23 protein-coding genes are annotated in these 21,478 nt (G+C 66.5%); 12 read left to right on the top strand and 11 right to left on the bottom strand.

All coding sequences use genetic code 11. From position 1 onward, the window contains the following. Window positions 1–147: 147 nt before the first annotated feature. Window positions 148–576, top strand: a complete 429-nt coding sequence (locus EPO55_RS03520; RefSeq protein WP_296335037.1) for a GFA family protein — start codon at window positions 148–150, stop codon at window positions 574–576. A 23-nt stretch (window positions 577–599) separates the two neighbouring features. Here the strand turns inward: EPO55_RS03520 and EPO55_RS03515 are convergent, their stop codons facing one another. Then, complete coding sequence (locus EPO55_RS03515; RefSeq protein ID WP_296335036.1) at window positions 600–1,367, bottom strand: N-acyl homoserine lactonase family protein; 768 nt, start codon at window positions 1,365–1,367, stop codon at window positions 600–602. Between the two features lie 48 nt (window positions 1,368–1,415). Between EPO55_RS03515 and EPO55_RS03510 the strand changes: the two genes are divergently transcribed. Further along, a complete protein-coding gene (locus EPO55_RS03510) occupies window positions 1,416–2,543 on the top strand; it encodes a hypothetical protein (protein WP_296335035.1) in 1,128 nt (375 codons plus the stop codon). Window positions 2,544–2,547: 4 nt separating this feature from the next. Here the strand turns inward: EPO55_RS03510 and gatB are convergent, their stop codons facing one another. Further along, window positions 2,548–3,996, bottom strand: coding sequence for an Asp-tRNA(Asn)/Glu-tRNA(Gln) amidotransferase subunit GatB (gatB, locus tag EPO55_RS03505; RefSeq protein WP_296335034.1), 1,449 nt, complete (start codon window positions 3,994–3,996; stop codon window positions 2,548–2,550). A gap of 79 nt (window positions 3,997–4,075) precedes the next feature. Between gatB and EPO55_RS03500 the strand changes: the two genes are divergently transcribed. After that, window positions 4,076–5,053, top strand: coding sequence for a tripartite tricarboxylate transporter substrate-binding protein (locus EPO55_RS03500; protein WP_296335033.1), 978 nt, complete (start codon window positions 4,076–4,078; stop codon window positions 5,051–5,053). Window positions 5,054–5,144: 91 nt separating this feature from the next. After that, window positions 5,145–6,122, top strand: coding sequence for a tripartite tricarboxylate transporter substrate binding protein (locus EPO55_RS03495; RefSeq protein ID WP_296335032.1), 978 nt, complete (start codon window positions 5,145–5,147; stop codon window positions 6,120–6,122). A gap of 6 nt (window positions 6,123–6,128) precedes the next feature. On the opposite strand, the gene EPO55_RS03490 is transcribed toward EPO55_RS03495, so the two are convergent. Further along, window positions 6,129–7,850: an amidohydrolase family protein gene (locus EPO55_RS03490; protein WP_296335031.1), complete on the bottom strand. Its 1,722-nt coding sequence runs from the start codon at window positions 7,848–7,850 to the stop codon at window positions 6,129–6,131. Between the two features lie 239 nt (window positions 7,851–8,089). On the opposite strand from EPO55_RS03490, the gene EPO55_RS03485 reads away from it, so the two are divergent. Continuing rightward, the gene (locus EPO55_RS03485; protein WP_296335041.1) at window positions 8,090–8,389 is read left to right on the top strand and encodes an endonuclease domain-containing protein; all 300 of its coding nucleotides are present in this window, start codon (window positions 8,090–8,092) and stop codon (window positions 8,387–8,389) included. 13 nt (window positions 8,390–8,402) lie between these two features. On the opposite strand, the gene gatA is transcribed toward EPO55_RS03485, so the two are convergent. From gatA to EPO55_RS03470, 3 genes are all read right to left on the bottom strand, one after another. Beyond that, complete coding sequence (gene gatA, locus EPO55_RS03480) at window positions 8,403–9,875, bottom strand: Asp-tRNA(Asn)/Glu-tRNA(Gln) amidotransferase subunit GatA (protein WP_296335030.1); 1,473 nt, start codon at window positions 9,873–9,875, stop codon at window positions 8,403–8,405. 3 nt (window positions 9,876–9,878) lie between these two features. After that, window positions 9,879–10,196, bottom strand: coding sequence for an Asp-tRNA(Asn)/Glu-tRNA(Gln) amidotransferase subunit GatC (gene gatC / locus EPO55_RS03475; protein WP_296335029.1), 318 nt, complete (start codon window positions 10,194–10,196; stop codon window positions 9,879–9,881). A 76-nt stretch (window positions 10,197–10,272) separates the two neighbouring features. Further along, a complete protein-coding gene (locus tag EPO55_RS03470) occupies window positions 10,273–12,795 on the bottom strand; it encodes a cation:proton antiporter (RefSeq protein WP_296335028.1) in 2,523 nt (840 codons plus the stop codon). 66 nt (window positions 12,796–12,861) lie between these two features. Here EPO55_RS03470 and EPO55_RS03465 point away from each other — a divergent pair, with 66 nt between their 5' ends. Both EPO55_RS03465 and ruvX read left to right on the top strand, forming a co-directional pair. Beyond that, window positions 12,862–13,629, top strand: coding sequence for an alpha/beta hydrolase (locus tag EPO55_RS03465; protein ID WP_296335027.1), 768 nt, complete (start codon window positions 12,862–12,864; stop codon window positions 13,627–13,629). Between the two features lie 17 nt (window positions 13,630–13,646). Further along, window positions 13,647–14,123 carry a Holliday junction resolvase RuvX gene (gene ruvX / locus EPO55_RS03460; protein ID WP_296335026.1) on the top strand — a complete coding sequence of 159 codons (477 nt, stop codon included), beginning with the start codon at window positions 13,647–13,649 and terminating at the stop codon, window positions 14,121–14,123. On the opposite strand, the gene EPO55_RS03455 is transcribed toward ruvX, so the two are convergent. The 4 genes from EPO55_RS03455 to EPO55_RS03440 are packed head-to-tail and all read right to left on the bottom strand — an operon-like array spanning window position 14,120 to window position 17,164. Beyond that, the gene (locus tag EPO55_RS03455; RefSeq protein ID WP_296335025.1) at window positions 14,120–15,286 is read right to left on the bottom strand and encodes a cytochrome c peroxidase; all 1,167 of its coding nucleotides are present in this window, start codon (window positions 15,284–15,286) and stop codon (window positions 14,120–14,122) included. The two genes, ruvX and EPO55_RS03455, sit on opposite strands and share 4 nt — an antisense overlap. After that, window positions 15,283–15,696: a hypothetical protein gene (locus EPO55_RS03450; RefSeq protein WP_296335024.1), complete on the bottom strand. Its 414-nt coding sequence runs from the start codon at window positions 15,694–15,696 to the stop codon at window positions 15,283–15,285. Before EPO55_RS03450 ends, EPO55_RS03455 begins: the two co-directional genes overlap by 4 nt. Next, entirely contained in the window at window positions 15,693–16,505 is an 813-nt protein-coding gene (locus EPO55_RS03445) for an amidohydrolase family protein (protein WP_296335023.1), read from the bottom strand. Before EPO55_RS03445 ends, EPO55_RS03450 begins: the two co-directional genes overlap by 4 nt. An 11-nt stretch (window positions 16,506–16,516) precedes the next feature. Continuing rightward, entirely contained in the window at window positions 16,517–17,164 is a 648-nt protein-coding gene (locus EPO55_RS03440; protein WP_296335022.1) for a TIGR02466 family protein, read from the bottom strand. 44 nt (window positions 17,165–17,208) lie between these two features. On the opposite strand from EPO55_RS03440, the gene EPO55_RS03435 reads away from it, so the two are divergent. The 5 genes from EPO55_RS03435 to EPO55_RS03415 are packed head-to-tail and all read left to right on the top strand — an operon-like array spanning window position 17,209 to window position 20,375. Beyond that, window positions 17,209–18,099, top strand: coding sequence for a phytanoyl-CoA dioxygenase family protein (locus EPO55_RS03435; RefSeq protein WP_296335021.1), 891 nt, complete (start codon window positions 17,209–17,211; stop codon window positions 18,097–18,099). Beyond that, entirely contained in the window at window positions 18,089–18,676 is a 588-nt protein-coding gene (locus tag EPO55_RS03430) for a YceI family protein (RefSeq protein WP_296335020.1), read from the top strand. Before EPO55_RS03435 ends, EPO55_RS03430 begins: the two co-directional genes overlap by 11 nt. A gap of 9 nt (window positions 18,677–18,685) precedes the next feature. Continuing rightward, on the top strand, window positions 18,686–19,225 hold the full coding sequence (locus EPO55_RS03425; RefSeq protein ID WP_296335019.1) for a cytochrome b: 540 nt from the start codon (window positions 18,686–18,688) through the stop codon (window positions 19,223–19,225). Next, window positions 19,225–19,821 (top strand): YceI family protein, encoded by a 597-nt coding sequence (locus tag EPO55_RS03420; RefSeq protein WP_296335018.1) that lies wholly within the window; start codon window positions 19,225–19,227, stop codon window positions 19,819–19,821. The genes EPO55_RS03425 and EPO55_RS03420 overlap by 1 nt, the downstream gene beginning before the upstream one ends. After that, the gene (locus EPO55_RS03415) at window positions 19,818–20,375 is read left to right on the top strand and encodes a hypothetical protein (protein WP_296335017.1); all 558 of its coding nucleotides are present in this window, start codon (window positions 19,818–19,820) and stop codon (window positions 20,373–20,375) included. The genes EPO55_RS03420 and EPO55_RS03415 overlap by 4 nt, the downstream gene beginning before the upstream one ends. Window positions 20,376–20,384: 9 nt before the next feature. Here the strand turns inward: EPO55_RS03415 and EPO55_RS03410 are convergent, their stop codons facing one another. After that, the gene (locus tag EPO55_RS03410) at window positions 20,385–21,467 is read right to left on the bottom strand and encodes a citrate synthase/methylcitrate synthase (protein WP_296335016.1); all 1,083 of its coding nucleotides are present in this window, start codon (window positions 21,465–21,467) and stop codon (window positions 20,385–20,387) included. Between the last annotated feature and the right edge of the window lie 11 nt (window positions 21,468–21,478).

The following is a 21,478-nucleotide window of genomic DNA, read 5'->3' as shown; positions in this document are numbered from 1 at the left end:
TCGCTCCCCGATGATATTTCCAGTGCTCATCGGGGCGTCCCGGCCTCGTTAACGACGCGGCAAATAAAGGAGTTCTCCGCAGCCGTCTACATTCGACACATCACGATTGATTGTATCCGGCGGAAGCCGGCAACCAGGAGAGAAGAAATGCCTGCCAAACATACCGGCGCCTGCTTCTGCGGCGCCGTTGAGGTTGAGGTCACGGGCGCGCCCGAGGCCATGGGTTACTGTCACTGCAGTTCCTGCCGGTCGTGGTCGGCGGGGCCGGTAAACGCCTTCACCCTGTGGAAGCCCGGCAACGTCAAGGTCACGAAAGGTGCCGAATTCGTCGGCCATTTCATGAAGACGCCGGTGAGCGACCGCAAGTTCTGCACGAAATGCGGCGGCCACATCATGACCGATCACCCGCCTCTCGGCCTGACAGACGTCTATGCCGCAACGATCCCCGGCGTCACCTTCACACCGGGCGTCCACGTGAACTACTCGGAGACGGTGCTGCGGATGAAGGACGGCCTGCCCAAGCTGAAAGACTTCCCGGCCGAACTGGGCGGCTCCGGTCAGGCGGTGCCCGAATAGCCAGATACCCCAGGGCGTCGATCCTAAAACGCCGGGACCGGCGCCTGGGGCACGTCTTTCCAGAAGTCGGGGTCGTGGCCGAAGAACAGCTTGGCCCCGGCCCGTTCCAGTGCGGCGAGACGATCGAGCGACGCCAGCATCTGTTCGCGGTCATAGACGAAGCGCGGCAGCCGGCGCTCCTTCAAGGTGCGGCAGAAATAGCAGGCGTCGCCGGTCAGGACGATCTCACCCTTCTCCGTCCGCACCTTGAGCGACTGATGGCCGGGCGTGTGACCGTAGGTCGGGATGCAAACCACGCTGCCGTCGCCAAACAAATCGTGTTCGCCCTCGACCTGCTTGACCGGGTGGCCATGGTCGAAGTCGGCCTTGAAGAAGCCGACCTTGGCCGCCGTCTCCGGATCCTGCGCGGCCTGCCACTCGCGCTTCTGCACCACCATGGTTGCGTTGGGCACCAGTTCGTTGCCGCCGGCATGGTCGAAATGCAGATGTGAATTCACGATGTAGTCGACCTTGCCGGGATCGCGGTCGATGGATTCGAGGCGCGACTTCACGTCGTCGGCGGCGCCGTAGTGCTCAAAGCCGAAGATCCGCGCCACGCGCTCGCCCAGCCGCCCGGCAGCATCGGTCCGGCATTGCGGGTGCATGCCGGTGTCGAACAGGACGCGGCCCTTGGAATGCTCGATCAGGTAGGACGGGATCGGCAGCATCACCTGCCCGTCCTCGCCCTCGATCATATCTTTCAGGCGGCCGACCAAACGGCCGCAGGTCATGGCGTAGAGTTTCGCGGTCATCGTTTCTCCCGCTTTCGCCGGGCGAGCCTAGCACATATGGTTCGCGCCATGCGTAATCTGGCAATCCTCGCCCTCGCCTTTCTCTGCAACCCCGCGCTCGCACAGCCGCAACCGCGGATCGTGCTCGACGTCGCCGTGCTGCCGGCACCCGGCTACAAGCCCGCCCCCGGCATCCTACCCGGCCGGCTGGCCGTCGGCGCAGATGGCACCCACTACGTCATACTGAACGAGGTCACGGAAGCGTCCGAGGCGCGTGTCGAGCTGATCGCGATGACATCGACCGGCTCGGAGAAGGTGAGGACCGTGCTGCCACTCGACCTGCCCATCGGGCCTCGGGGATTCGCCGTTGCTTCGATGGGTGTCATTGCAACGCGTTCAGGCGATACGGCCGTGTTCGTGAGCGGCGTGAAATCCACGCTGTTCCGGCTGGGTACCGACGGCCGGATCAAGAAGCAGACCGCTATTTCACCTCCTAGCGCCGCGTCGACACGATACGACCCCGATGGCTACTACGAACTTCGGCACTATGTTCCGACCGCCGACAACGCCGCGGTGTTGGCCGGCGGGTTTGGCAGTGGTCCCTACGCGTGGTGGTTGGGCAAGTTCAGCCTCGACGGCGTGCGCCTCTGGCAGGCGGGTCCCGGTCGCGGCTTCCCCGAGAGCGTCAACGCCATTGGCGTGCGAGCCGATGGAAGCTGGATCGTGATCCTCGAGGAGACGCAGGGCGAAAAATTCACGCTGGAATGTTTCCTCGACCGTTACGCCGCCGACGGCAGGAGGCTCGCGCGCGCCCGGCTTGCGGGAATTGGCTGTTACACGGCCGCGGTTCTCCGCGACGGTAGCGTTGTTATGAACTATACTGACTCCAAGCCGCCTCGACGCGAACTGATCTTCTATGACGACAGCGGCAAGGTGAAGGGCCGCGCGGCCTGGCCGTTCGACGGCACCAATTGGATCATTGCCGACGGCGACGGCTTCGCCGCGATCGTCACCGAGAAGCCCGACCCCTACAACGCCCGGAACGTGGTCCGCGCCGATGCCTCAGGCAGCCTGCGCTGGAAAAGCCCCGTGGGGGATGTGACCGAAATCGCGAGGACGCCCGACGGCCAGATCGCAGCCCTCATCTGGTCCGAGGACGGCACGCGGGCTCGCCTGGCGCGCTACGCCGATCCGTAACAGATCAGGCGTCGAGTGCCTTCTTCAGCAACTCGTTGACGATCTTGGGATTGGCCTTGCCGCCGGTCGACTTCATGACCTGGCCGACGAACCAGCCCATCAGGGTGGGCTTGGCCTTGTAGGCCGTGACCTGGCCGGGATTGGCGTCGATCACCGCCTTGATGGCAGCCTCGATGGCGCCGGTATCGGTCACCTGCTTCAGGCCGCGCTCCTCGACCAGGACGGCCGGGTCCTTGCCGGTCTCTTCCATGGCGAGGAACAGGTCCTTGGCGATGCGGCCGGAGATCGTGCCGTCGGCCTGCAGGTCGAGCAGCTTGCCGAGATGCTCCGCCTTGATCGGCGACTCCGCGATCGTGGCGCCACGCCGGTTCAGCATGGCAAAGAAATCGCCCGTGACGAGCTTCACGGCTTCCTTCGCGTCGCGGCCCTTGGCCACCGTGTCGAAGAACGCCGCCGTCTCCTTCTCCAGGACCAGCACGCCCGCATCGTAGGGCGTCAGACCGTACTCCTTGATGAAGCGCGCTTTCCGCGCATCGGGAAGCTCCGGCAAGCTGGCCCGGATCCTGTCGACATAGGCCTGGGTGAAGACCAGCGGCAGCAGGTCGGGATCGGGGAAGTAGCGATAGTCGTGCGCGTCTTCCTTGGAGCGCATGGAGCGCGTCTCGCCGCGGCCCGGATCGAACAGCCGCGTTTCCTGCACGATCTTGCCGCCGCCTTCGATGATCTCGACCTGGCGGCGCGCCTCGTACTCGATGGCCTGCTTGACGTAACGGATCGAGTTCACGTTCTTGATCTCGCAGCGCGTGCCGAGGTCGGCGCCAGGCTTGCGCACCGAGACGTTGACGTCGCAGCGCATGGAGCCCTCGTCCATGTTGCCGTCGCAGGTGCCGAGATAGCGCACGATCGAGCGCAGCTTGGTGAGGTAGGCCGCCGCCTCGTCGGCATTGCGCATGTCGGGACGGCTGACGATTTCCATCAGTGCCACACCCGACCTGTTCAGGTCGACGTAGGTCTGGCTCGGATGCTGGTCGTGCAGGCTCTTGCCGGCGTCCTGCTCGAGATGCAGGCGCTCGATGCCGATGGTCTTGGTCGCGCCGTCGGGCAGATCGATCTCGACGGCACCCTCGCCCACGATCGGGTCCTTGTACTGTGAGATCTGGTAGCCGGCCGGCAGGTCGGCATAAAAGTAGTTCTTGCGGTCGAACACCGAGCGCAGGTTGATCTGGGCATTGAGCCCGAGGCCGGTGCGCACCGCCTGCTCGACGCAGCGCTCGTTGATCACCGGCAGCATGCCGGGCATGGCGGCATCGACCAGTGAGACCTGGGTGTTGGGGTCGGCGCCGAACGTGGTCGGGGCGCCGGAGAAGAGCTTGGCGTCGGAAATGACCTGGGCATGGACTTCCAGCCCGAGCACGATTTCCCACTCGCCAGTTTCGCCTTTGATCAGTGACATAACGGGTAAATAGGCACTTGCGCGTCGCCTGTCCATGCTTAGGCTCGCCGCCAACAAAGACACCCCTTGGGAGGCTATGATGACTATTCTCCGCCGCCGTTCCGTGCTGGCCGGCGCCGCCGCTGCAACTTTCGGCGCGCCCGCCATCGCCAATGCCCAGGCCGACTGGCCCAAGGGTCCGATCAAGTTCATCGTGCCCTTCCCGCCGGGCGGATCGACCGACCCGATCGCGCGGATCATCCAGGCCAAGCTGATCGAGCTCAACGGCTGGAACGTCGTGGTCGACAACAAGCCCGGCGGCACCGGCGTGGTCGGCGCCTCGATCGCGGCCAAGTCGCCGCCCGACGGCAATACCTGGCTGATCGTGTTCGACAGCCACATTCTGAATTCGATCTGGACGCCCGCGCTGCCCTACAAGGACAGCGAACTGATGCCGGTCATGCAGATCGGCCGCAGCGCCCAGGGCATCGCGGCCCATCCGACGCGGCCCTACAACAATTTCGCCGAAGCGGTGAAAGCGGCCAAGGCACAGCCCGGAAAGATCAGCGTCGCCGTGCTCGCCGCCAGCCAGGCCCAGGTCCTGTTCGCAGCGATGCAGAAGGACAACGGTTTCGAGGTGAACACCATCCCCTACAAGGGTGGTGGGCCGCTGTTTCAGGATGCCCTCGCCGGTGTCACCGACCTCTCCGTATCCAGCCTGGTCAACATGGTGCCGCACGTGCGTGCGGGCAAACTGAAGCTGATCGCCGTCACCGGCGAGCAGCGCAGCAAGGCGATGCCCGACACCCCCACGCTCGCCGAGCAGGGCATCAAGGCGGCACCTTCCTATGCCTGGTGGGGCGTCTATGCGCCGACCGGCACGCCCAAGCCGATCGTCGATCGCATGCACGCCGAAATCACCAAGGCCGTGCGCTCGCCCGACGTCACCAAGAAGTTCGTCGACCAGTTCGACATGGACATCGTGCTGAGTTCGCCGGAGCAATTCGCCGCCTACCAGAGCAAGGAGCAGGCGTTCTGGAGCAAGGTCATCAAGGACAACAACCTCAAGCCCGAGTAGCAAAAACCCGACTCGCTTTGCGAAATATCTTGCAGAGCAGTCTCTGACGCGTCAGCCTCCCGGGCAACAAAGACGTATCTGGGAGGCTAAAATGTCTGTATTGCGTCGCCGCGCCATCTTGGCCGGCGCCACAGCCGCAGTGCTGGGCGCCCCTGCTATCGCCAATGCCCAAGCCGACTGGCCCAAGGGCACGATCAAGTTCCTCATACCGTTCCCGCCGGGCGGTTCGACCGACCCGATTGCCCGCATCATCCAGGCGAAGGTCATCGAGCAAACCGGCTGGAACATCGTTGTCGACAACAAGCCGGGCGGAAGCGGCGTCGTCGGCGCCGCGATCGCCGCCAAGGCGCCGCCCGACGGCAACACCTGGCTGATCGTGTTCGACAACCACATCCTCAATTCGCTCCTGAACGACAACCTGCCGTACAATGACGGCGAACTCACGCCCGTCATGCAGATCGGCCGCAGCGCGCAGGGCATCGCGGCGCATCCGACGCGGCCTTACAACACCTTCGCCGAGGCCATCAAGGCGGCCAAGGCCGAGCCGGGCAAGATCAGCATCGGATCGCTCGGCTCCAGCCTCGCGCAGATCTTCATCGCCTTCCTGCAGAAGGAGAACGGCTTCCAGATGAACTACATCCCCTACAAGGGGGGTGGACCGCTCTATCAGGATGCGCTCGCCGGCGTCACCGACCTGTCGGTCACCAGCCTCGCCAACATGATGCCGCACGTCAGGGCCGGAAAGCTGAAGCTGGTCGGCGTCACCGGCGAGCAGCGCAGCAAGCTTGCGCCCGATACGCCCACCCTTGCGCAACAGGGCGTCAAGGCGCTGCCCTCGTTCTCCTGGTGGGGCGTCTATGCGCCGACCGGAACGCCCAAGCCGATCATCGACAAGATGCACGCGGCAATTTCAAAGGCGGTGCGCACCGAGGACGTCACCAAGAAGTTCGTCGACCAGTTCGACATGGAGATCGTGCTCAACTCTCCCGAGGCCTTCGCCGCCTACGTCAAGAAGGAGCAGGAGTTCTGGGGCAAGGTCATCAAGGACAACAACCTCAGGGCGGGCTAGGCGGCGTCAGGCCGCCTGCGGTCCCCTGACCAGCCGGCCCGGCAGTGCGCCGGTCGCTTCGCCGTCACGATAGGTGACGGCGCCGGAAACGATGGTGGCGCGGTAGCCGCGCGCCTTCTGCAGCAGGCGCTTGCCGCCTGCCGGCAGGTCCCACTTCATCACGGGCGCTTCGACACGCAGCTTGGCGAAGTCGATGACATTGAGATCGGCCTTGGCGCCCACCGCCACCCGGCCACGGTCGTTGAGCCCGACGGCCTGGGCGTTGTCGAGCGTATGGCGCTTCACCAGCCAGCTCACGTCGAGCCGGCCCGAGGCACGATCGCGTCCCCAATGCGACAGAAGATAGGTCGGGTACGAGCCGTCGGAGATCAGCCCGACGTGAGCGCCGCCATCGCCCAATCCAATGAGCGTGTGCGGGCTACGCATCATCTCGCTGCAGCAGTCGAGATTGTAGGCCGCGTAATTGGCGAACGGCGCGAAGATGAAATTCGTGCCCTCGCCCGCGATCAGGAAATCGTAGACCAGCTCGCGCGGATGCCTTCCCTCGCGCGCCGCCTGGGCGCCGAACGAGCTCTCCTGCGGCGGCTCGTAGTCGGGCGGGTCGCCCAGCGCAAACATGCGATCGAAATCGGTGAGGCGCGCCGCCATCTCAGAGCGCAGCGGCAACTCGGCCTCCTGCATCAGCCTGGCGCGGAACGCCGGGTCGCGCATGATTGCGAGCTTTTCCGCGACCGGCTTGTCGTTGATCGCCTTGTAGGCGGCGCACATCGAGAACGGGGTGCGGCTCGCCTGCAGGCCCTGCAACACGCCGATCGGGCGTGGCGCCACCTGCGCCTTGGCCTGGTGGCCCGAGGCGACCAGGCCTTCGACCAGGCCGAGCAGTCGCCGCCAGCCGTCGGGCCGGGAATGTCGCTGCGCCAGCGAGACGGAGAACGGCCGGCCGCTGGCGTCGAGCAGACGCTTCAGCATGGCGAACTCGCTCTCGGGATCGGGCGTGTTGAAATCGGAGATGAATTCGATGACGCCGCGGCCCGCATCCTTCATGCCGAGCGCGATGCCCATCAGCTCCTCCTCGGAGGCGCGCAGCGACGGCGTCGGGTCGCCCTTCACCGTGCGGTGGTTGAGCGTGCGCGAGGTGGTGAAGCCCAGTGCGCCGGCGCGCATCGCCTCGGCGGTCAGCGCGCGCATCTGCGCCACTTCCGCGGTCGTGGCCTCTTCCAGTTTGGCCGCACGCTCGCCCATCACGAACACCCGCAACGCGCCGTGCGGCAGCTGGGCCCCGAGATCCATGTCGCGCGGCCTGGCTTCGAGGGCATCGAGATACTGGCCGAACGACTCCCACGACCACTTCAGGCCCTCGTCGAGCGCCGCGCCGGGAATGTCCTCGACACCTTCCATCAATTCGATCAGGCGCTGGCGGTCCTCGATCTTCACGGGCGCGAAGCCGACGCCGCAATTGCCCATGACCGCCGTGGTGACGCCATGCCAGCTCGAGGGCTGCAGGCGCGAGTCCCAGGTGGCCTGGCCATCATAATGAGTGTGGATGTCGACGAAGCCCGGCGTGACCAGCAGGCCCCTGGCATCGATCTCCTCGGCGCCCTGCCCGCCCACCTTGCCAACGGCGGCGATCTTGCCGTCCTTCATCGCAACATCGGCCTCGCGGAGTGCCGCGCCGGTGCCGTCAGCCAGGTTGCCGCCGCGCACGACCAGATCGAAGTCTGCCGCCATGTCGTTTCTCCCGGGTTGCCGGGAGTGTAACGCAAACGCCCTGCGCTGACCGCATAAACCTCCTCCCCATTCATATGGGGAGGTGCCCCGCAGGGGCGGAGGGGTCAGCCGAATACCTCTACAGGTTGTATTATTTTCACATTTACTCCCACTTCCGATACTGTACTGCAGCCATGCTCCGCCACGTTCGCAACATGCGGCAAACTCCCACTAACTCCGAGCGGCTCTTGTGGAATCACCTGCGGCGCCGGCAACTCGGTGGCTTCAAATTCCGTCGCCAACATCAGGTCGGCCTCTACATTTGCGACTTCGTCTGTGTCGCCGCCAAGGTCGTTATCGAGCTGGATGGCGGCCAGCATGTTGATCAACGTGCTTACGATGCGCGACGAGACCATTTTCTGAATTCGGCTGGCTTTTGCGTTCTGCGCTTCTGGAACAGTGACGTGACAAACGGCACCGAGGAGGTGCTCGAAACGATCTTCGGCGCGCTGACTCGCACCTCTGACCCCTCCGCCCCTTCGGGGCACCTCCCCATATGAATGGGGAGGAGGATCAGTATCCTGCTGGCCGCGAAGCGAAAGCGGCGGCCTTCTCGAGCGCCGCGGCGGCGCGCAGCATGGTTTCCTCGTCGAAGGCGCGGCCGATCAGCTGCAGGCCGAGCGGCAGACCGTCCTTGTCGAGACCGGCCGGCACCGAGATGCCGGGCAAGCCCGCCATCGAGGCCGGGATGGTGAACATGTCGTTGAGGTACATGGTCACCGGATCGTCCATCTTCTCTCCGGCGGCAAAGGCCGCGGTGGGCGCGGTCGGCGTCAGCAGCACGTCGCACTTCTCGAAGGCCTGGTTGAAGTCACGGGCGATCAACGAGCGGATCTGCTGCGCCTTCTTGTAATAGGCGTCGTAGTAGCCGGCCGACAGCACGTAGGTGCCAATCATGATGCGGCGGCGCACTTCCTTGCCGAAGCCCGCGCCCCGCGTGTTCTGGTACATCTCGGCCAGATCCTTGCCCGGCACGCGCAACCCGAAGCGCACGCCGTCGTAGCGCGCCAGGTTCGACGAACACTCCGCCGGCGCCACGATATAGTAGGCAGGCAGCGCGTACTTGGTGTGGGGCAGCGAGACCTCGACCGACACCGCGCCGGCGGCCTTCAACATCTCCATGCCGCGCGTCCACAGCGCCTCGATCTCCGGCGACGTGCCGTCGACGCGGTATTCCCTGGGAATGCCGACGCGCAGGCCCTTGATGTCCGGATTGCGCGCGGCCGCGACGAAATCGGGCAGCGCCAGCGGCGCTGAGGTCGAATCCTTGGGATCGTGGCCGGCCATCGCCTGCAGCAGCAGCGCCGTGTCCTCGACGGTCCGCGCGAACGGTCCCGGCTGATCGAGCGAGCTTGCGAACGCAACCACGCCCCAGCGCGAGCAGCGGCCGTAGGTCGGCTTCAGGCCGACGATGCCGCAGAACGACGCCGGCTGGCGGATCGAGCCGCCGGTGTCGGTGCCGGTGCTGCCCGGCACCATGTAGGCCGCGACCGCCGCCGCCGAGCCGCCGGACGAGCCGCCGGGCACCAGCTTGCGATTGTCGCCCCGGCGCTTCCACGGATTCTCGACGCCGCCGAAATGACTGGTCATGTTCGACGAGCCCATGGCGAATTCGTCGAGGTTGGTCTTGCCGACCATCACCGCGCCCGACTTCCAGAGGTTGGTCGTCACGGTGCTCTCGTACTGCGGCACGAATCCTTCGAGGATGTGCGAGGCGGCAGTGGTCTGCACGCCCTCGGTGCAGAACAGATCTTTTATTGCGAGCGGGATGCCTTCGAGTAGTCCCGCCTCGCCCTTGGCGCGGCGCGCGTCGGAAGCCGCGGCCATGGCGCGCGCCTTCTCCGGCGTCTCGGTGATGAAGGCGTTGAGCGCGCGATGCTCGTCGAGCTTGGCGAGGTGAGCGTCGGCCACCTCGACGGCGCTCGTCTCCTTCTTCGCGAGTGCGGCACCGAGCTGGGTGATGGTGAGGTCGGTCAGGGACGCCATGGCCTACTCCACCACCTTCGGCACGGTGAAGAAGCCGCCGGCGTTCTTGTCGGACGGGTCGATGTAGACCGCACCGCCCGGCGCATTGGCCAGCACCTTGGCCGCGATGCCGCCGTCGGTCACCTTGTCGGCGCGCAGCGGCAGGGTCACGTCGGACACGCTCGACAGCGGCTCGACATTCCTGGTGTCGACCTCGTTCAACTGCTCGATCCAGGCGAAGATCCCCGACAGCTCGCCGGCCAGGGTACCGAGTTCGTCCTCCGGGACCTTCAGTCGGGCAAGCCGCGCGATGCGCGCCACCGTGTCCTTGTCGAGCGACATTCCAACACTCCGAAAACCGCTTATTCGGCGCGGTTGGTAGCCGTTTTGCCCCTATCGGGCAACCAAGCCGGGACGTCTAGGACGCGGCCTTGTTCTGGTTCAGATTCTCGGCGACCCGGCGTGCCGCCACTGCCTCGATTTCGGCGCGGACCTCGGGCCGGCGCGCCAGCAGCTGATTGAAGTCCTTCTTGTAGAGCACCAGGAGGTGACAGTAACCGTCGGCCACGACGTCGGCACTGCGCGGCTGGGCGCTGAGCAGGCCCATCTCGCCGAAGAAGTCGCCCTCCTTGAGCCTCACCGACACGGTGCCGGCATGGACCGTCACCTCGCCGGCGGCGACGAAGTACATGGCATCCGGCGTGCCGCCGACCGCAATGATCTTCTCGCCCGGCAGCGCCACGAGGGCGCGCAGGCGCTTGCCGACCTCGACAATGGTCTCGCGGTCGAGCGCGGCGAACAGCGACACACGGCCGATCATGGCGGCCAGTTCCAGGCCGAGGTCGAGCGGCGGACGCTGGCTGATGGCGCCACGACGCTCGGCGAGCTTGTCCCTGAGGTTGTTGTAGACTTCGCGGCTGATGATGCCCTCGCGCAGGCGCCGGGCATATTCCGCCGATTCGAAGCGGATCGCGGCCCGTTCGAGCTGCCGGACCTCGATCGACTCGGCGTAGCCCGGATACTGCAGCGACAACGCGCGCAACGCGCTGTCGACCGCGGTCTGGCGATTGCCGATCAGGGCGGCCAGACGCGCCTCGGCGTCCGGTCCCAGCAGATCGGCAACCGAGGTGATGTTGAAGGCGGCGAGCTCGCCCAGAACGCTTTGCGAGACCATGAGGATCTCGAAGCGGTCGGCCAGCCGCTCGGTCACCATGCCCTCGATGCCGATGCGCCGATGCAGCCACAGGGCGACGCGGAATCCGAGATCCGGCCGGGAGATCCGGTCCAGCCATTCCTCGTAGCCCGCGACGCCGCGATCCCGGACCCTGTCGATCAGCCGGTCGGCGCGCGCCGCGAGGACCGCCACCATGCGCCGCGACAGGATCTGCTGCTCGAAGAGCTCGAGGTAGAGCTCCTTCTCGCGCGTACAGAGCGTCACCAGGCCGATCTTGACGCGCTCGTCGAGGTCGAGCGCGAGTTCTTCCGGCACGGCTTCGACCTCGGCGGCGCCGGCCGACGCCGGATCGACATCGATCCCTTCCGTCCGCGCGTTGTGCTGCCGCATGATCTGCTGCAGGTGGCGGGCAACGTTGACCCGCGACAGCGCGAGCACCCGGTCACGCAGCGCCAGCTCGAGGCGGCTGAGCTTGTCGAGCCCGAGCAGGTGCATGACGAGCCCGAGCGTCGTGGCATTCACGAACAGGGTGAACAGCACGAACAGCACGGCGGAGATCGCGATGAACTCGCGGACCTGGAGCGGCAACCTGAGGTCGCCGGCCGCGACCATGGCCAGCACGATGGTCACCGCGCCGCGCAGGCCGCCCCAGACGAGGATGGCCTTGTATCGCTTGTCGACCGGCTGGACGAGCTTGGTGGCCTCGAGCACGGGCAGCATGCCGAATACGACGAGGGCGCGCGCCGAGAAGGCGCCGACGGCCACCGCAGCGACGCCCCAGGCATAGAGCCAGGTGATATGCAGCAGCACATTGGCCGCCAGCATCGAGGCCAGAACGAAGATGAGGCAGTTCGCCCAGAACTCGAGCTGCGTCCAGATCTGGCGCAACGCAGTCCATTGGCGCGGGTGAAGATGCGTGGGTCCGTAGGCCGCCACCGTGAGCGCCGCCATGACGACCGAAACGACGCCGGAAACGTGCAAATAACGGTCGGCGATGACGAAGCTCAGGTAGCAAAGGCTCACCGTCACGGACGCGATGGCGGCATCGGACTCGCCCAGCCGCGGCAGGATGACCATCGCGGCGCGGGCCATGACGAAGCCCAGCAGCAGCCCGCCGATGAACTCGCGCAGGAAGACGCCGACCGCCGACATCGGACTGCTCTCCATGGCACTCAGGGGATCACCGCTCGACCGCGACGCGATGATGCCGATGAAGAGACCGAACGCGGCGATGGCGACGGCGTCGTTCAGCAGAGATTCGCCTTCGGCGAGAATCGACAGCCGCTTGGGTGCGCCGACATCGCGGAAGATGCCGATGACCGCCGCCGGGTCGGTGGTCGACACCACCGCGCCCAGCAGCAGGCAGACCACGAGGTCGATGCCGGTCGCGACATGGACGACGCCGGCCACGCAGGCGATACACACCAGCACCGCCACGATGGCCAGCAGCAGCACGGCATGAATCTCGTCCATCAGGCGACGCACATCGATGGTCAGGCCGGCCGTAAACAACAAGGGCGGCAGGAACAGCGGCAGGAACACATCGGTGCCGACCTCGAGCTTGTCGAGGCCGACGAAGGCGTCGCCCAGTGCGCCCCACTTGACGTCGGCCGCGATGATCCACGACCCGAGAAAGCCCATGCCCATGCCGGCAATGGCCAACAGGACAGTGTGCGGCAGGCGAAATCTCTCGGCCAGCGGCACGAGAACACTGACCACCAGCAACACCATCGCGATCGCCAGGAGGGCGTAGATCGTATCGTTCACTTGGCCAACTTACTCCGCTTGCGGCCCGTGTCGACCGGGGCCGGCGACCGCCTTATAACCTTGTCGATGGCCCGGCTGGCAGTCCTGATTCACGGCATGTGGGGAACCTCCGACGTCTGGCGGAACTGGCGTCCGTTCCTCGAGGCACGCGGCTGGCAGACGCTCGCCTCCTCGCTGCGCCATCACGACGCGCCGCCGGATGCCCCACCACCCGCTCTCGGCACGACGAGCCTGCACGACTATGTCGCCGATCTCGAAGCGAGCCTGCAGGCCCTGCCGGAGAAGCCCGTCGTCATCGGACACTCGATGGGCGGGCTGATCGCCCTGCTGCTCTGCGCCAAGGGCCTCGCCAGGGCCGGCGTCTTGCTCACGCCCGCGCCGCCCGCCAGCGTGATCGGCATCAGGCCGTCCAACCTGCTGGCCTTCCTGCGGATCCAGGCGACCTGGGCGTGGTGGCGCAAGCCGCACCGGGCGACGCTCGACGAGGCGCTGGCGTACACTTTCAACACCGCCGACCCGCGCGATGGCACCGAAATCCATGCCTCGTTCGTGCACGAGTCGGGCCGCGCCCTGTTCGAGATCGCCCTGCCCTGGCTCGATGCCGGCAAGGCCGCGGCCGTCGATCCCCGGCGCGTGACCGTGCCGCTGCTGTTCGTGGCGACGGAAAAGGACCAGCTCACGCCGCCCGGCGTGGTGCGCCGCGCCGCGCGCCGGTTCGCGCATGTGTCGGACTATGCCGAGTATAAGCAGCAGGGCCATTGGGTCCTGGGCCAGCCGGGCTGGGACCGCGTCGCCCAGGAGACGGTGGCCTGGCTCGACGCCAAGGTCGGCTGACGTGGCGGCCAACTGACATGGCGATCGTGGATTTCCCCGAACTGAAAGCCTTGCTGATTCGCGACGGGCGGTTGATGGCGCTCGATGTCGGCAGCAAGACCATCGGCATCGCCACCTCCGACGCGCTGCGCATGCTTGCCACGCCGCTCACGACGATCAGGCGCAGCAAGCTTGCGGCCGATCTTGGCACCCTCGCCGATCTGGCGAAAAAACACGAGATCAAGGCGCTGGCGATCGGCCTGCCGCTCAACATGGACGGCACCGAGGGCCCACGCTGCCAATCGATCCGCCAGTTCGCGGCCAATATCGCTGCCCACGCGCCGCCGGCGCTCGCCAGCCTTCCTGTCGTCCTCCAGGACGAGCGGATGAGCACCGCCGCCGTGACCCGCGGCATGATCGACGACTACGACATGAGCCGTGCCAAGCGCGCCGAACGGGTTGATGCCGCGGCGGCGGCCTGGATCCTGGAATCGGCGCTCGCGCGGCTGCGCTAAGGACAGAGCGGTGGCGGTGCCGGACGCGGCGGCGGATCGGCATCGAGCGAACGCAGGAAGGCCACCAGGTCGGTGCGCTCCTGCGGCGACAATCCCAGCGGGCGTACCAGCGGCGTGCCGTCGCTGTGCAGGCGGTCCGGGTTCACTTCGGAATAGTGACGGACGACGTCCTCCAGCGTGGCGATGCTGCCGTCGTGCATGTAGGCCGCGGCGCGTCCGACCTGGCGGAGGCTGGGGACGCGAAACTCGCCGAAGTTGGCGTGCAGGCGCTGGACGTGCCGCGTCCGCGCGGCATTCGCACCCGACACGTCGTCATTGTAGCGGCCGAGCAGATTGAAGGGGCTGCCGGCCAGCCGGGCCAGCCCGCCGAGGCGGCCGGTGTCGACCTCGCCCGGCCTCACGAAGAAGGCGATGCCGACATCGCCGAACTCGCCATTGGTGAAGCGCGGCCCGAAATGGCAGGTGTCGCAGTTGCCCGAACCGACGAAAAGTTTCAGGCCGCGCTGTTCGGAGAGCGGATAGCGCGCGACGGCGGCACGATCGCCGGCCACCAGCGCGTCGCGAAAGGCATCGAATCGGGTGCGTGGGCTGACCAAGGTCGCCTGAAAGGCGGCCATGGCCTTGGCCGCGTCGACCAGCAGCAGCTCGTCATCGTCTCCGGCTTTGCCGCCGAAGGCGCGCTGGTAGCCGCAGGCGAGATCCTTGTCGTGGCGCAAGAGCCCGGCGACCCGCTGGGCGTTGCCGCCCATCTCCCGGGGATCCACGATCGGCCGGATGGTCTGGGCCCAGAGCGAATCTCCCGCCCCGTCCCAGCCGAACCAGTGGGCATAGCCCACATTCCACAGCGACGGCGTGCGGCGATCCAGATCGACCGTGCCAAATCCCTTTGCCCGACCATCGCTCCAGTCGCGGCCGGCCTGATGACAGGTGGCACAACTCATCAGGCCGTCCGCGGACAACCGCGGATCGTTGAAGAGATGCTCGCCGAGCGCGATGCCGGCGGGCGTACCGGAAACCCGGTTGGAGGGATCGCGCACCGGCGGCGGCGGCCACGGCCCATGCCGCCCGACCGCGCGGACCTCGTCCGGCGACCAGTCGAGCAGTTGCTGCGCCGCGGCGGGCGGCGCCCACGCCGCCAGCACGAGCAGCAGAAGTCCCCTCACTTGAGGATGAAGTCGTGCATCAGGCGTTCGCTTTCCTCGCCCGCCCGCACGTCGATGGAGAGCTCCCAGCGTCCCGGCATGTGAAAGATCAGGCCGTCGACGCGATAGCGTCCGTCCGCCCCGGCCAGGATGGTCGGCCGGTAATTCATGCTGTGCTTGTGTTCCGGCATCAGGGCATCGACCGCCACGAGTTCGGCCGGGCGGTTCGACTTGGTGCAGACGTTGAACAGCAGGGAGAACGGCTGGCCGACCTCGATCCGCATCGGCTCGGGGCGAAAGGCGACCATGTAGTGATCGGAGAAGACCACCCAGCCGGTTCCGCGTCCCAGATCGAGCGGACAGTTCGCCCACGCGGCATTCGCAAACAGAAAGGCGAACGACGACGCGAGATATTTCGCGGACAGCCTCACCGGGCGCCGCCGAACAATCGATCGCCATTCTCGTAGGCGATCTTGCGCGCGACGTCGGGCGGCAGATCGGCAAGCCAGGCCCGCGACCAGCGCGCATGCTCGACCACGTAGTGCCAGCGCTCCGGGGTGAAGGTGTCGGTGCCGACGACGAAGCGATCGGGAAACTCGAGGAATGCCTCGCGCCAGCCCGGCGATACCTTGCCGTTGGAGGCGTGCGCGGTGAGGAACGCCAGGTCGCAGGCGAGCCTGGGATAGCGGCGCAGCATCTCGCGCACCTTCTCGGGTCGTTCGAAGCCGGAATGGGCCCACAGCACCTTGGCGTCGGGATCCTGCTGGAAGTGGCGCACGACGGCGTCGGCGTCGGAGTGCGAATGCAGGAACATGCCGTATTTCCTGGCGAGCTGGACGACGCCGCGCATGTTGGGCAGGTCGGCGTCGGCGCCATAGATGTGGAACTCGCCGATGGCGACGTACTTGCGCTTGGACAGGAGGTCCTCGAGGAACGGCAGTACCGTCGGGTCCTTTGCCCAGGTCGAGAGTTCGCCGCGCGAGCGGTAGGGCCGCAACTCCGGCACGATCACGCCGGGCGCCACGTCCTGCAGCATCTTGGTGCCCTCGTTGTTCGAACTCGACACCATGGCGCGCTTCACGCCGGCCTTCTTCAGGATCTCGACGACCTCCTTGGGCGGCACCACCGTCCAGGCGTCGTGGCTGTAGTGCATGTGCGCGTCGAAGATCGGCAATTCCTGGTCGGCGCGGGCCATTCCGGCCGCCGCGATCAGGCACAAGCAGGCAAGGACAATACGCATGCGATGCTCCTTCAGCGACCGGGCTTGGGGCTCCCGATTTGGGGGGTCCAACCGTAGTTGAAACTAATCGAGATGCGCTCGCCGGAGAAGCGCGCCGGCGGCACCTCGTGGCGCAGCCAGCTTTCGAACAGCACCAGGTCGCCTTCCTTCGCCGGCACGCCGACGAAGGAGCGGAAGCGTTCCGGTGCGTCGGCGCGCCTGGGCGGCGCCGCCATCTGGCGCGACAGGCGCGGGTCCTCGAACTTGAGCGCGCCGGCGCCCCTCGGCACGGCGGCATAGTAGGTGCCGCTGATGAACGAGGTCGGGTGCAGGTGCATCGAATGCACCACGCCCTCCGGCATCACGTTCGCCCAGCAATCGGTCATCGCCACCGTACGTCCGCGGAGGTCGTAGTGCAGGCTGCGGGCGAAGCGCTTCACGACCGGATCGATGCGACGACGCAGGCGGTCGAACAGCGACGAGACGAGGTGCAGCCGATCGAGCGACCCGTAGGACGTATAGCCACCGAGATAGTGCCGCGCCGACCAGCGCCGGCCCGCCGCGTCGGAGACGGCAAGCGAGCAGCATTCGTCCGCGAGACTGCGGTTGAAGGCCGGCCAGCCCGGGCGGACCAGGGACTCTTGAAGAATTAGTGTCGGAAAAAGGGCACGGCTCGCCATACCGTGATTATCTGCCAACCCGGCCGATCGTGCTATTGTTTCGCATGCTTACCGAGACACAAATCGAGAGCTACCGTCGCGACGGCTATCTGGTGATCCCGCGCCTGATCGAAGGTGCGCAACTCGCCGAATTGCAGGCGCTGACCGACAGTATCGTCGCCGAGGCGCGTGGCGTGGCGGCCAACGACGAACTCTACGACCTCGAGCCCAGCCACTCCGCTGTCCTGCCCCGGGTCCGGCGTCTGAAGCCCGCGATCTTCAAGAGGTACGCGTTCTTCCACGCCCTCGTGCGCGACCCCAAGATCACGACCATTCTCGCCCAGTTGATCGGTCCCACGATCCGTCACTATGGCGGCAAGCTCAACATGAAGTCGGCGGGTTACGGCTCGCCGGTGGAATGGCACCAGGACTGGGCCTTCTATCCCCATACCAACGACGACGTGCTGGCGACCGGCATCTACCTCGACGATTGCGATCTCGGGAACGGACCGCTGCTGGTGCTACCGGGGACGCATCTCGGCCCGACCTACAGCCACCATGCCGATGGCCGCTTCTGCGGCGCCATGGATCCCGAGGCCTGCGATCTCGACTTCGCCAAGGCCGTACCGCTGATGGGGCCGGCGGGGTCGATGACCATCCATCACGCCCGTCTGGTGCACGGCTCGGCGCTCAACACCTCCAACCGCACGCGCCGCCTGCTGCTGCACGAATACACGGCAGCCGACGCCTGGCCATTGATGGGCATCACCGATTTCGACGAATTCAACAGCCGCATGGTCCTGGGTGAGCCAAACGTCGAACCGCGTGTTCGCGCCGCGCCGGTCCGCATGCCGCTGCCCGCGGCCGACCACCAGGGCTCGATCTACGAGAACCAGCGTGGCGCCGGCCGTCATTTCTTCGAGACCCATGCGGAGCGCGTCGGCCATGCGAACTGAACTGGGCCGCAGGACGCTGCTCGCGATCGGTGCGGCGTCGCTCGTCGTTGGCGGTCGCGCGCCGCAGGCCGCCGAACGGCTGAAGATCAGCGGCAACCGCGGGACGATCGACTTCGCCATCGGCGATTCCAAGATCTTCCGCACTACCGGCGGCTTCAAGGATTGGCAGGGTACGGTGCATGTCGACGACGACGACGTGCCTAAAAGCACGGTCGAAGTGATCGTGAAGACAGGCAGCGTGTCGATGCTCGACAATCAGCAGACCGCGATGCTGAAGGCTTCCGACTTCTTCCATGTCGAGAAGTTCCCTGAAATGATCTTCCGGTCGACCGGCATCGAGCGAACCGGCGAGTCGACGCTCCGTGTGGTGGGCGACATCACCTTGCGCGGCGTCACACGGCCCATGACGCTCGAGGTCTCGGTCACCGACCGCCGGCCGAACGCCGCCCCAGGCACGCGCTATGCCGGCTTCCGCGCCAAGGGAACGATCAAGCGCTCGGAATTCGGCATGACCAAGTACGTCGACGTCGTCGGCGACGCTGTCGAGATCTCCATCAATGCCGACGCCTGGCGCTGAGGCTGGAAGGTGGCGGCTCCGACTTATCACGCCACCGCCAAGGCGCTGCACTGGCTGACGGCCCTGGCCGTCTTCGGCCTGCTGGGGGTCGGCCTGTGGATGACCGGCCTGCCGATCAGCCTGCTGAAGCTCCAGGTCTATGCCTGGCACAAATGGATCGGCCTCGTGGTGCTGGTGCTGACGGCGGCCCGCCTGTTGTGGCGATGGCGGCATCCGCCGCCGCCGCTGCCGGACGCGGTCACGCGCTGGGAACGCGCCCTCGCGCCGGTCGGTCATTGGGCGTTGCTCATCCTCCTGGTCGCCATGCCGGCCAGCGGCTGGCTGATGAGTTCGGCCGCGGGCGTCAGCGTCTCGTGGTTCGGTGTCCTGCCGCTGCCCGACCTGGTGCCGCGCAATCCCGATCTTTTCGAAGCGCTGCGCACCGTGCACTTCGTGTTGTCGCGGTGCCTGATCGTGGTCGTGGCGCTGCACGTCGCCGCGGTGCTGCATCACGATGTGCTGCGCCGAGACGGCATCTTCCGCCGCATGTGGCCTTCCGGGAGAAACTGATGCGCCGTTGGCTGGTCCTCTCCGTCTTGCTGTTCGTCGCATCTGCGCCTGTCTCTCCGGCAACGGCCGGTCCGCTTGAGGCATGGACGATCGACCCGCGCGCCAGCTCGCTCACCTTCACCGCCTCCCAGACCGGTGCCTTCGTCAACGGACGGTTTCCTGCCTGGAGCGGCAATATCGTGCTCGATCCGGCGGCGCTCGCCGGGGCGCGCATCGACATCGGCATCCAGATGCCGGCGATGACCGCCGGCAATCAGGATGTCGACTCCCTGATGAAGGGCGCAAACTTCCTCGACGTCCGGAAGTTTCCCGAGGCGCGCTTCGTCGCCAGCACGGTCGCCGCGTCGGGCGGCGACCGCTACGAAGCGCGCGGCAAGCTCACGATCCGCGATGTCACGCGCGATGTCGTGCTGCCTTTCACCCTGGCCATCGTCGACAATCCCGCGCAGCCCGGCGCATTGCGCGCCACCGCCCGCGGCAGGTTGATCATCAAACGCCTCGACTACGGCATCGGTCAGAACGAATGGGCCGGAACGGGTCAGGTCGCCAACGAGGTCACGATCGACCTCAACGTCGTGGCGAGCCGCCCCAGATGATCGGCCGCCGGCGCGCCATGGGCGCCGGCGGTGCGTCCTTGTTGCTCGCTTCCGCGGCGCAGGCGCAATACCCGCAGTGGCCGGACTGGCTCGGCAATTATTCCGGCGCCGTTCGGTTCCGTCGATCGATCCCACTCGAAGATATCTTCCCGCCGCCCAAGAATCCTCGTGTCGACCTCGACGATCGCGCGCCGTTCGGAGTCCAGTTTGCCGTCAGCGCCGCCGACGACGTCGCCACAATCTGGCTGCGCATCGACGGCGGGCCGATGCAGACCTCGAGCACTGGCGAGACGCTGCGCTTCGGCGCATTGATCGACGGTGTCGCCCTGCTCGCCTCAGCCGACACCAGGCCTTCGCCGCGCTCCGCCACGCTGACGGTACGGCCCGACTATTTCGGCACCGAGGCGCTGTTCGCGCATGCCGACGGCACTTTCTGGCGGCGCCACTTCACTGCCAGGTTCACGCCGGGTGGCGCCGACATGATAGTCTGGGTGTTCGACGCCGCCGGCACGCGCGCGCGAACCTGGCGCGGCTCGGCCGTCCGCCGGAGCTGAGGCGGGACTCTAGGGGCGCGGCCCGACGTAGTTCGATTGCGGGCGGATGATGCGGCCACCCTTCTCCTGTTCGAAGATGTGCGCGCACCAGCCCGCGGTGCGACCGACCGCGAAGAGCGCAGTGAAGGCGCTGCGCGGCACTTCGAGGGCTTCCAGCAGAAGCGCCGTGTAATATTCGACGTTGGTGTCGAGCCGCCGGCCCGGCTTGTACCGGCGCAGCGCCGCGATGGCAGCTTTCTCGACCTCGACGGCGAAAGCGAGCCGCCCCGCGGTTTGCGGCAGGGTCGCGACGGTGTTCTTGAGCACGTCGGCACGCGGATCGCGCACCTTGTAGATGCGATGGCCGAAACCCATCAGGGTCGTGCCCTTGGAGAAGGCCTCGTCGAACCAGGCGCCCGCCCGCTCGAGCGTTCCGATCTCGTCGAACATGTCGAGCACCGGCCCCGGGGCGCCACCATGGAGCGGACCTTTGAGGGCGCAGAGCCCCGCCAGTACCGAGGAGATGAGGCCGGCATGCGTCGAAGCCACGACGCGCGCCGTGAAGGTCGACGCATTGAAGCCGTGATCGGTGATGGTCGCGAGATAGGCGTCGAGCGCCCGTTCGAAGACGGGATCGGCGCGCCGCCCGCGGATCATGCGCAGAAGATCCTGCGCCGTCGTGAGTGCGGGATCCGGCGCCAGCGCCGACTTGCCTTCCGAGGCGCGCAGGAGGGCCGCAAGAAAGACCGGCAACGCGCCGCAGACCAGATAGTGGTGCGGCATCAGTTCAGAGTCGGCCAGCATGCCGAGCCCGACGCGCAGCCCTTCGACCGGCGTCAGGCCCTTTGCGGCCGGCAGCAGCTTCGGCAGTTCGGCAAAGGCCCGCACCCGCGCCGAGGCGAATCCCTCACGGACGGCGCGCTCGTCGCCGCCGCCTTGTGCGAACCCGTCCCACAACAGTGCCGCCACGCCTTCGAAGCCGCGCGTGGCAACCAATTCCTCGATGGCATGGCCGCGCACGATCAGCCGGCCGGCTTCGCCGTCGACTTCGCTCATCGCCGTATCGGCCACGATCACGCCATCGAGGCCGCTGTTCACCCGTGTCTGCAGCATCGTCTTCCCCT

It is taken from the genome of Reyranella sp. (assembly GCF_004296935.1).
In the GTDB taxonomy this organism is placed as follows: domain Bacteria; phylum Pseudomonadota; class Alphaproteobacteria; order Reyranellales; family Reyranellaceae; genus Reyranella.
This window is presented reverse-complemented; position numbering and strand designations above follow the sequence as displayed.

Bases quoted from the DNA above. Each gene is read 5' to 3' on its own strand.
- EPO55_RS03520 (WP_296335037.1), top strand. From the start codon at position 148: ATGCCTGCCAAACATACCGGCGCCTGCTTCTGCGGCGCCGTTGAGGTT.
- EPO55_RS03515 (WP_296335036.1), bottom strand. From the start codon at position 1,367: ATGACCGCGAAACTCTACGCCATGACCTGCGGCCGTTTGGTCGGCCGC.
- EPO55_RS03510 (WP_296335035.1), top strand. From the start codon at position 1,416: ATGCGTAATCTGGCAATCCTCGCCCTCGCCTTTCTCTGCAACCCCGCG.
- gatB (WP_296335034.1), bottom strand. From the start codon at position 3,996: ATGTCACTGATCAAAGGCGAAACTGGCGAGTGGGAAATCGTGCTCGGG.
- EPO55_RS03500 (WP_296335033.1), top strand. From the start codon at position 4,076: ATGACTATTCTCCGCCGCCGTTCCGTGCTGGCCGGCGCCGCCGCTGCA.
- EPO55_RS03495 (WP_296335032.1), top strand. From the start codon at position 5,145: ATGTCTGTATTGCGTCGCCGCGCCATCTTGGCCGGCGCCACAGCCGCA.
- EPO55_RS03490 (WP_296335031.1), bottom strand. From the start codon at position 7,850: ATGGCGGCAGACTTCGATCTGGTCGTGCGCGGCGGCAACCTGGCTGAC.
- gatA (WP_296335030.1), bottom strand. From the start codon at position 9,875: ATGGCGTCCCTGACCGACCTCACCATCACCCAGCTCGGTGCCGCACTC.
- gatC (WP_296335029.1), bottom strand. From the start codon at position 10,196: ATGTCGCTCGACAAGGACACGGTGGCGCGCATCGCGCGGCTTGCCCGA.
- EPO55_RS03465 (WP_296335027.1), top strand. From the start codon at position 12,862: ATGGCCCGGCTGGCAGTCCTGATTCACGGCATGTGGGGAACCTCCGAC.
- ruvX (WP_296335026.1), top strand. From the start codon at position 13,647: ATGGCGATCGTGGATTTCCCCGAACTGAAAGCCTTGCTGATTCGCGAC.
- EPO55_RS03445 (WP_296335023.1), bottom strand. From the start codon at position 16,505: ATGCGTATTGTCCTTGCCTGCTTGTGCCTGATCGCGGCGGCCGGAATG.
- EPO55_RS03440 (WP_296335022.1), bottom strand. From the start codon at position 17,164: ATGGCGAGCCGTGCCCTTTTTCCGACACTAATTCTTCAAGAGTCCCTG.
- EPO55_RS03435 (WP_296335021.1), top strand. From the start codon at position 17,209: ATGCTTACCGAGACACAAATCGAGAGCTACCGTCGCGACGGCTATCTG.
- EPO55_RS03430 (WP_296335020.1), top strand. From the start codon at position 18,089: ATGCGAACTGAACTGGGCCGCAGGACGCTGCTCGCGATCGGTGCGGCG.
- EPO55_RS03420 (WP_296335018.1), top strand. From the start codon at position 19,225: ATGCGCCGTTGGCTGGTCCTCTCCGTCTTGCTGTTCGTCGCATCTGCG.
- EPO55_RS03415 (WP_296335017.1), top strand. From the start codon at position 19,818: ATGATCGGCCGCCGGCGCGCCATGGGCGCCGGCGGTGCGTCCTTGTTG.
- EPO55_RS03410 (WP_296335016.1), bottom strand. From the start codon at position 21,467: ATGCTGCAGACACGGGTGAACAGCGGCCTCGATGGCGTGATCGTGGCC.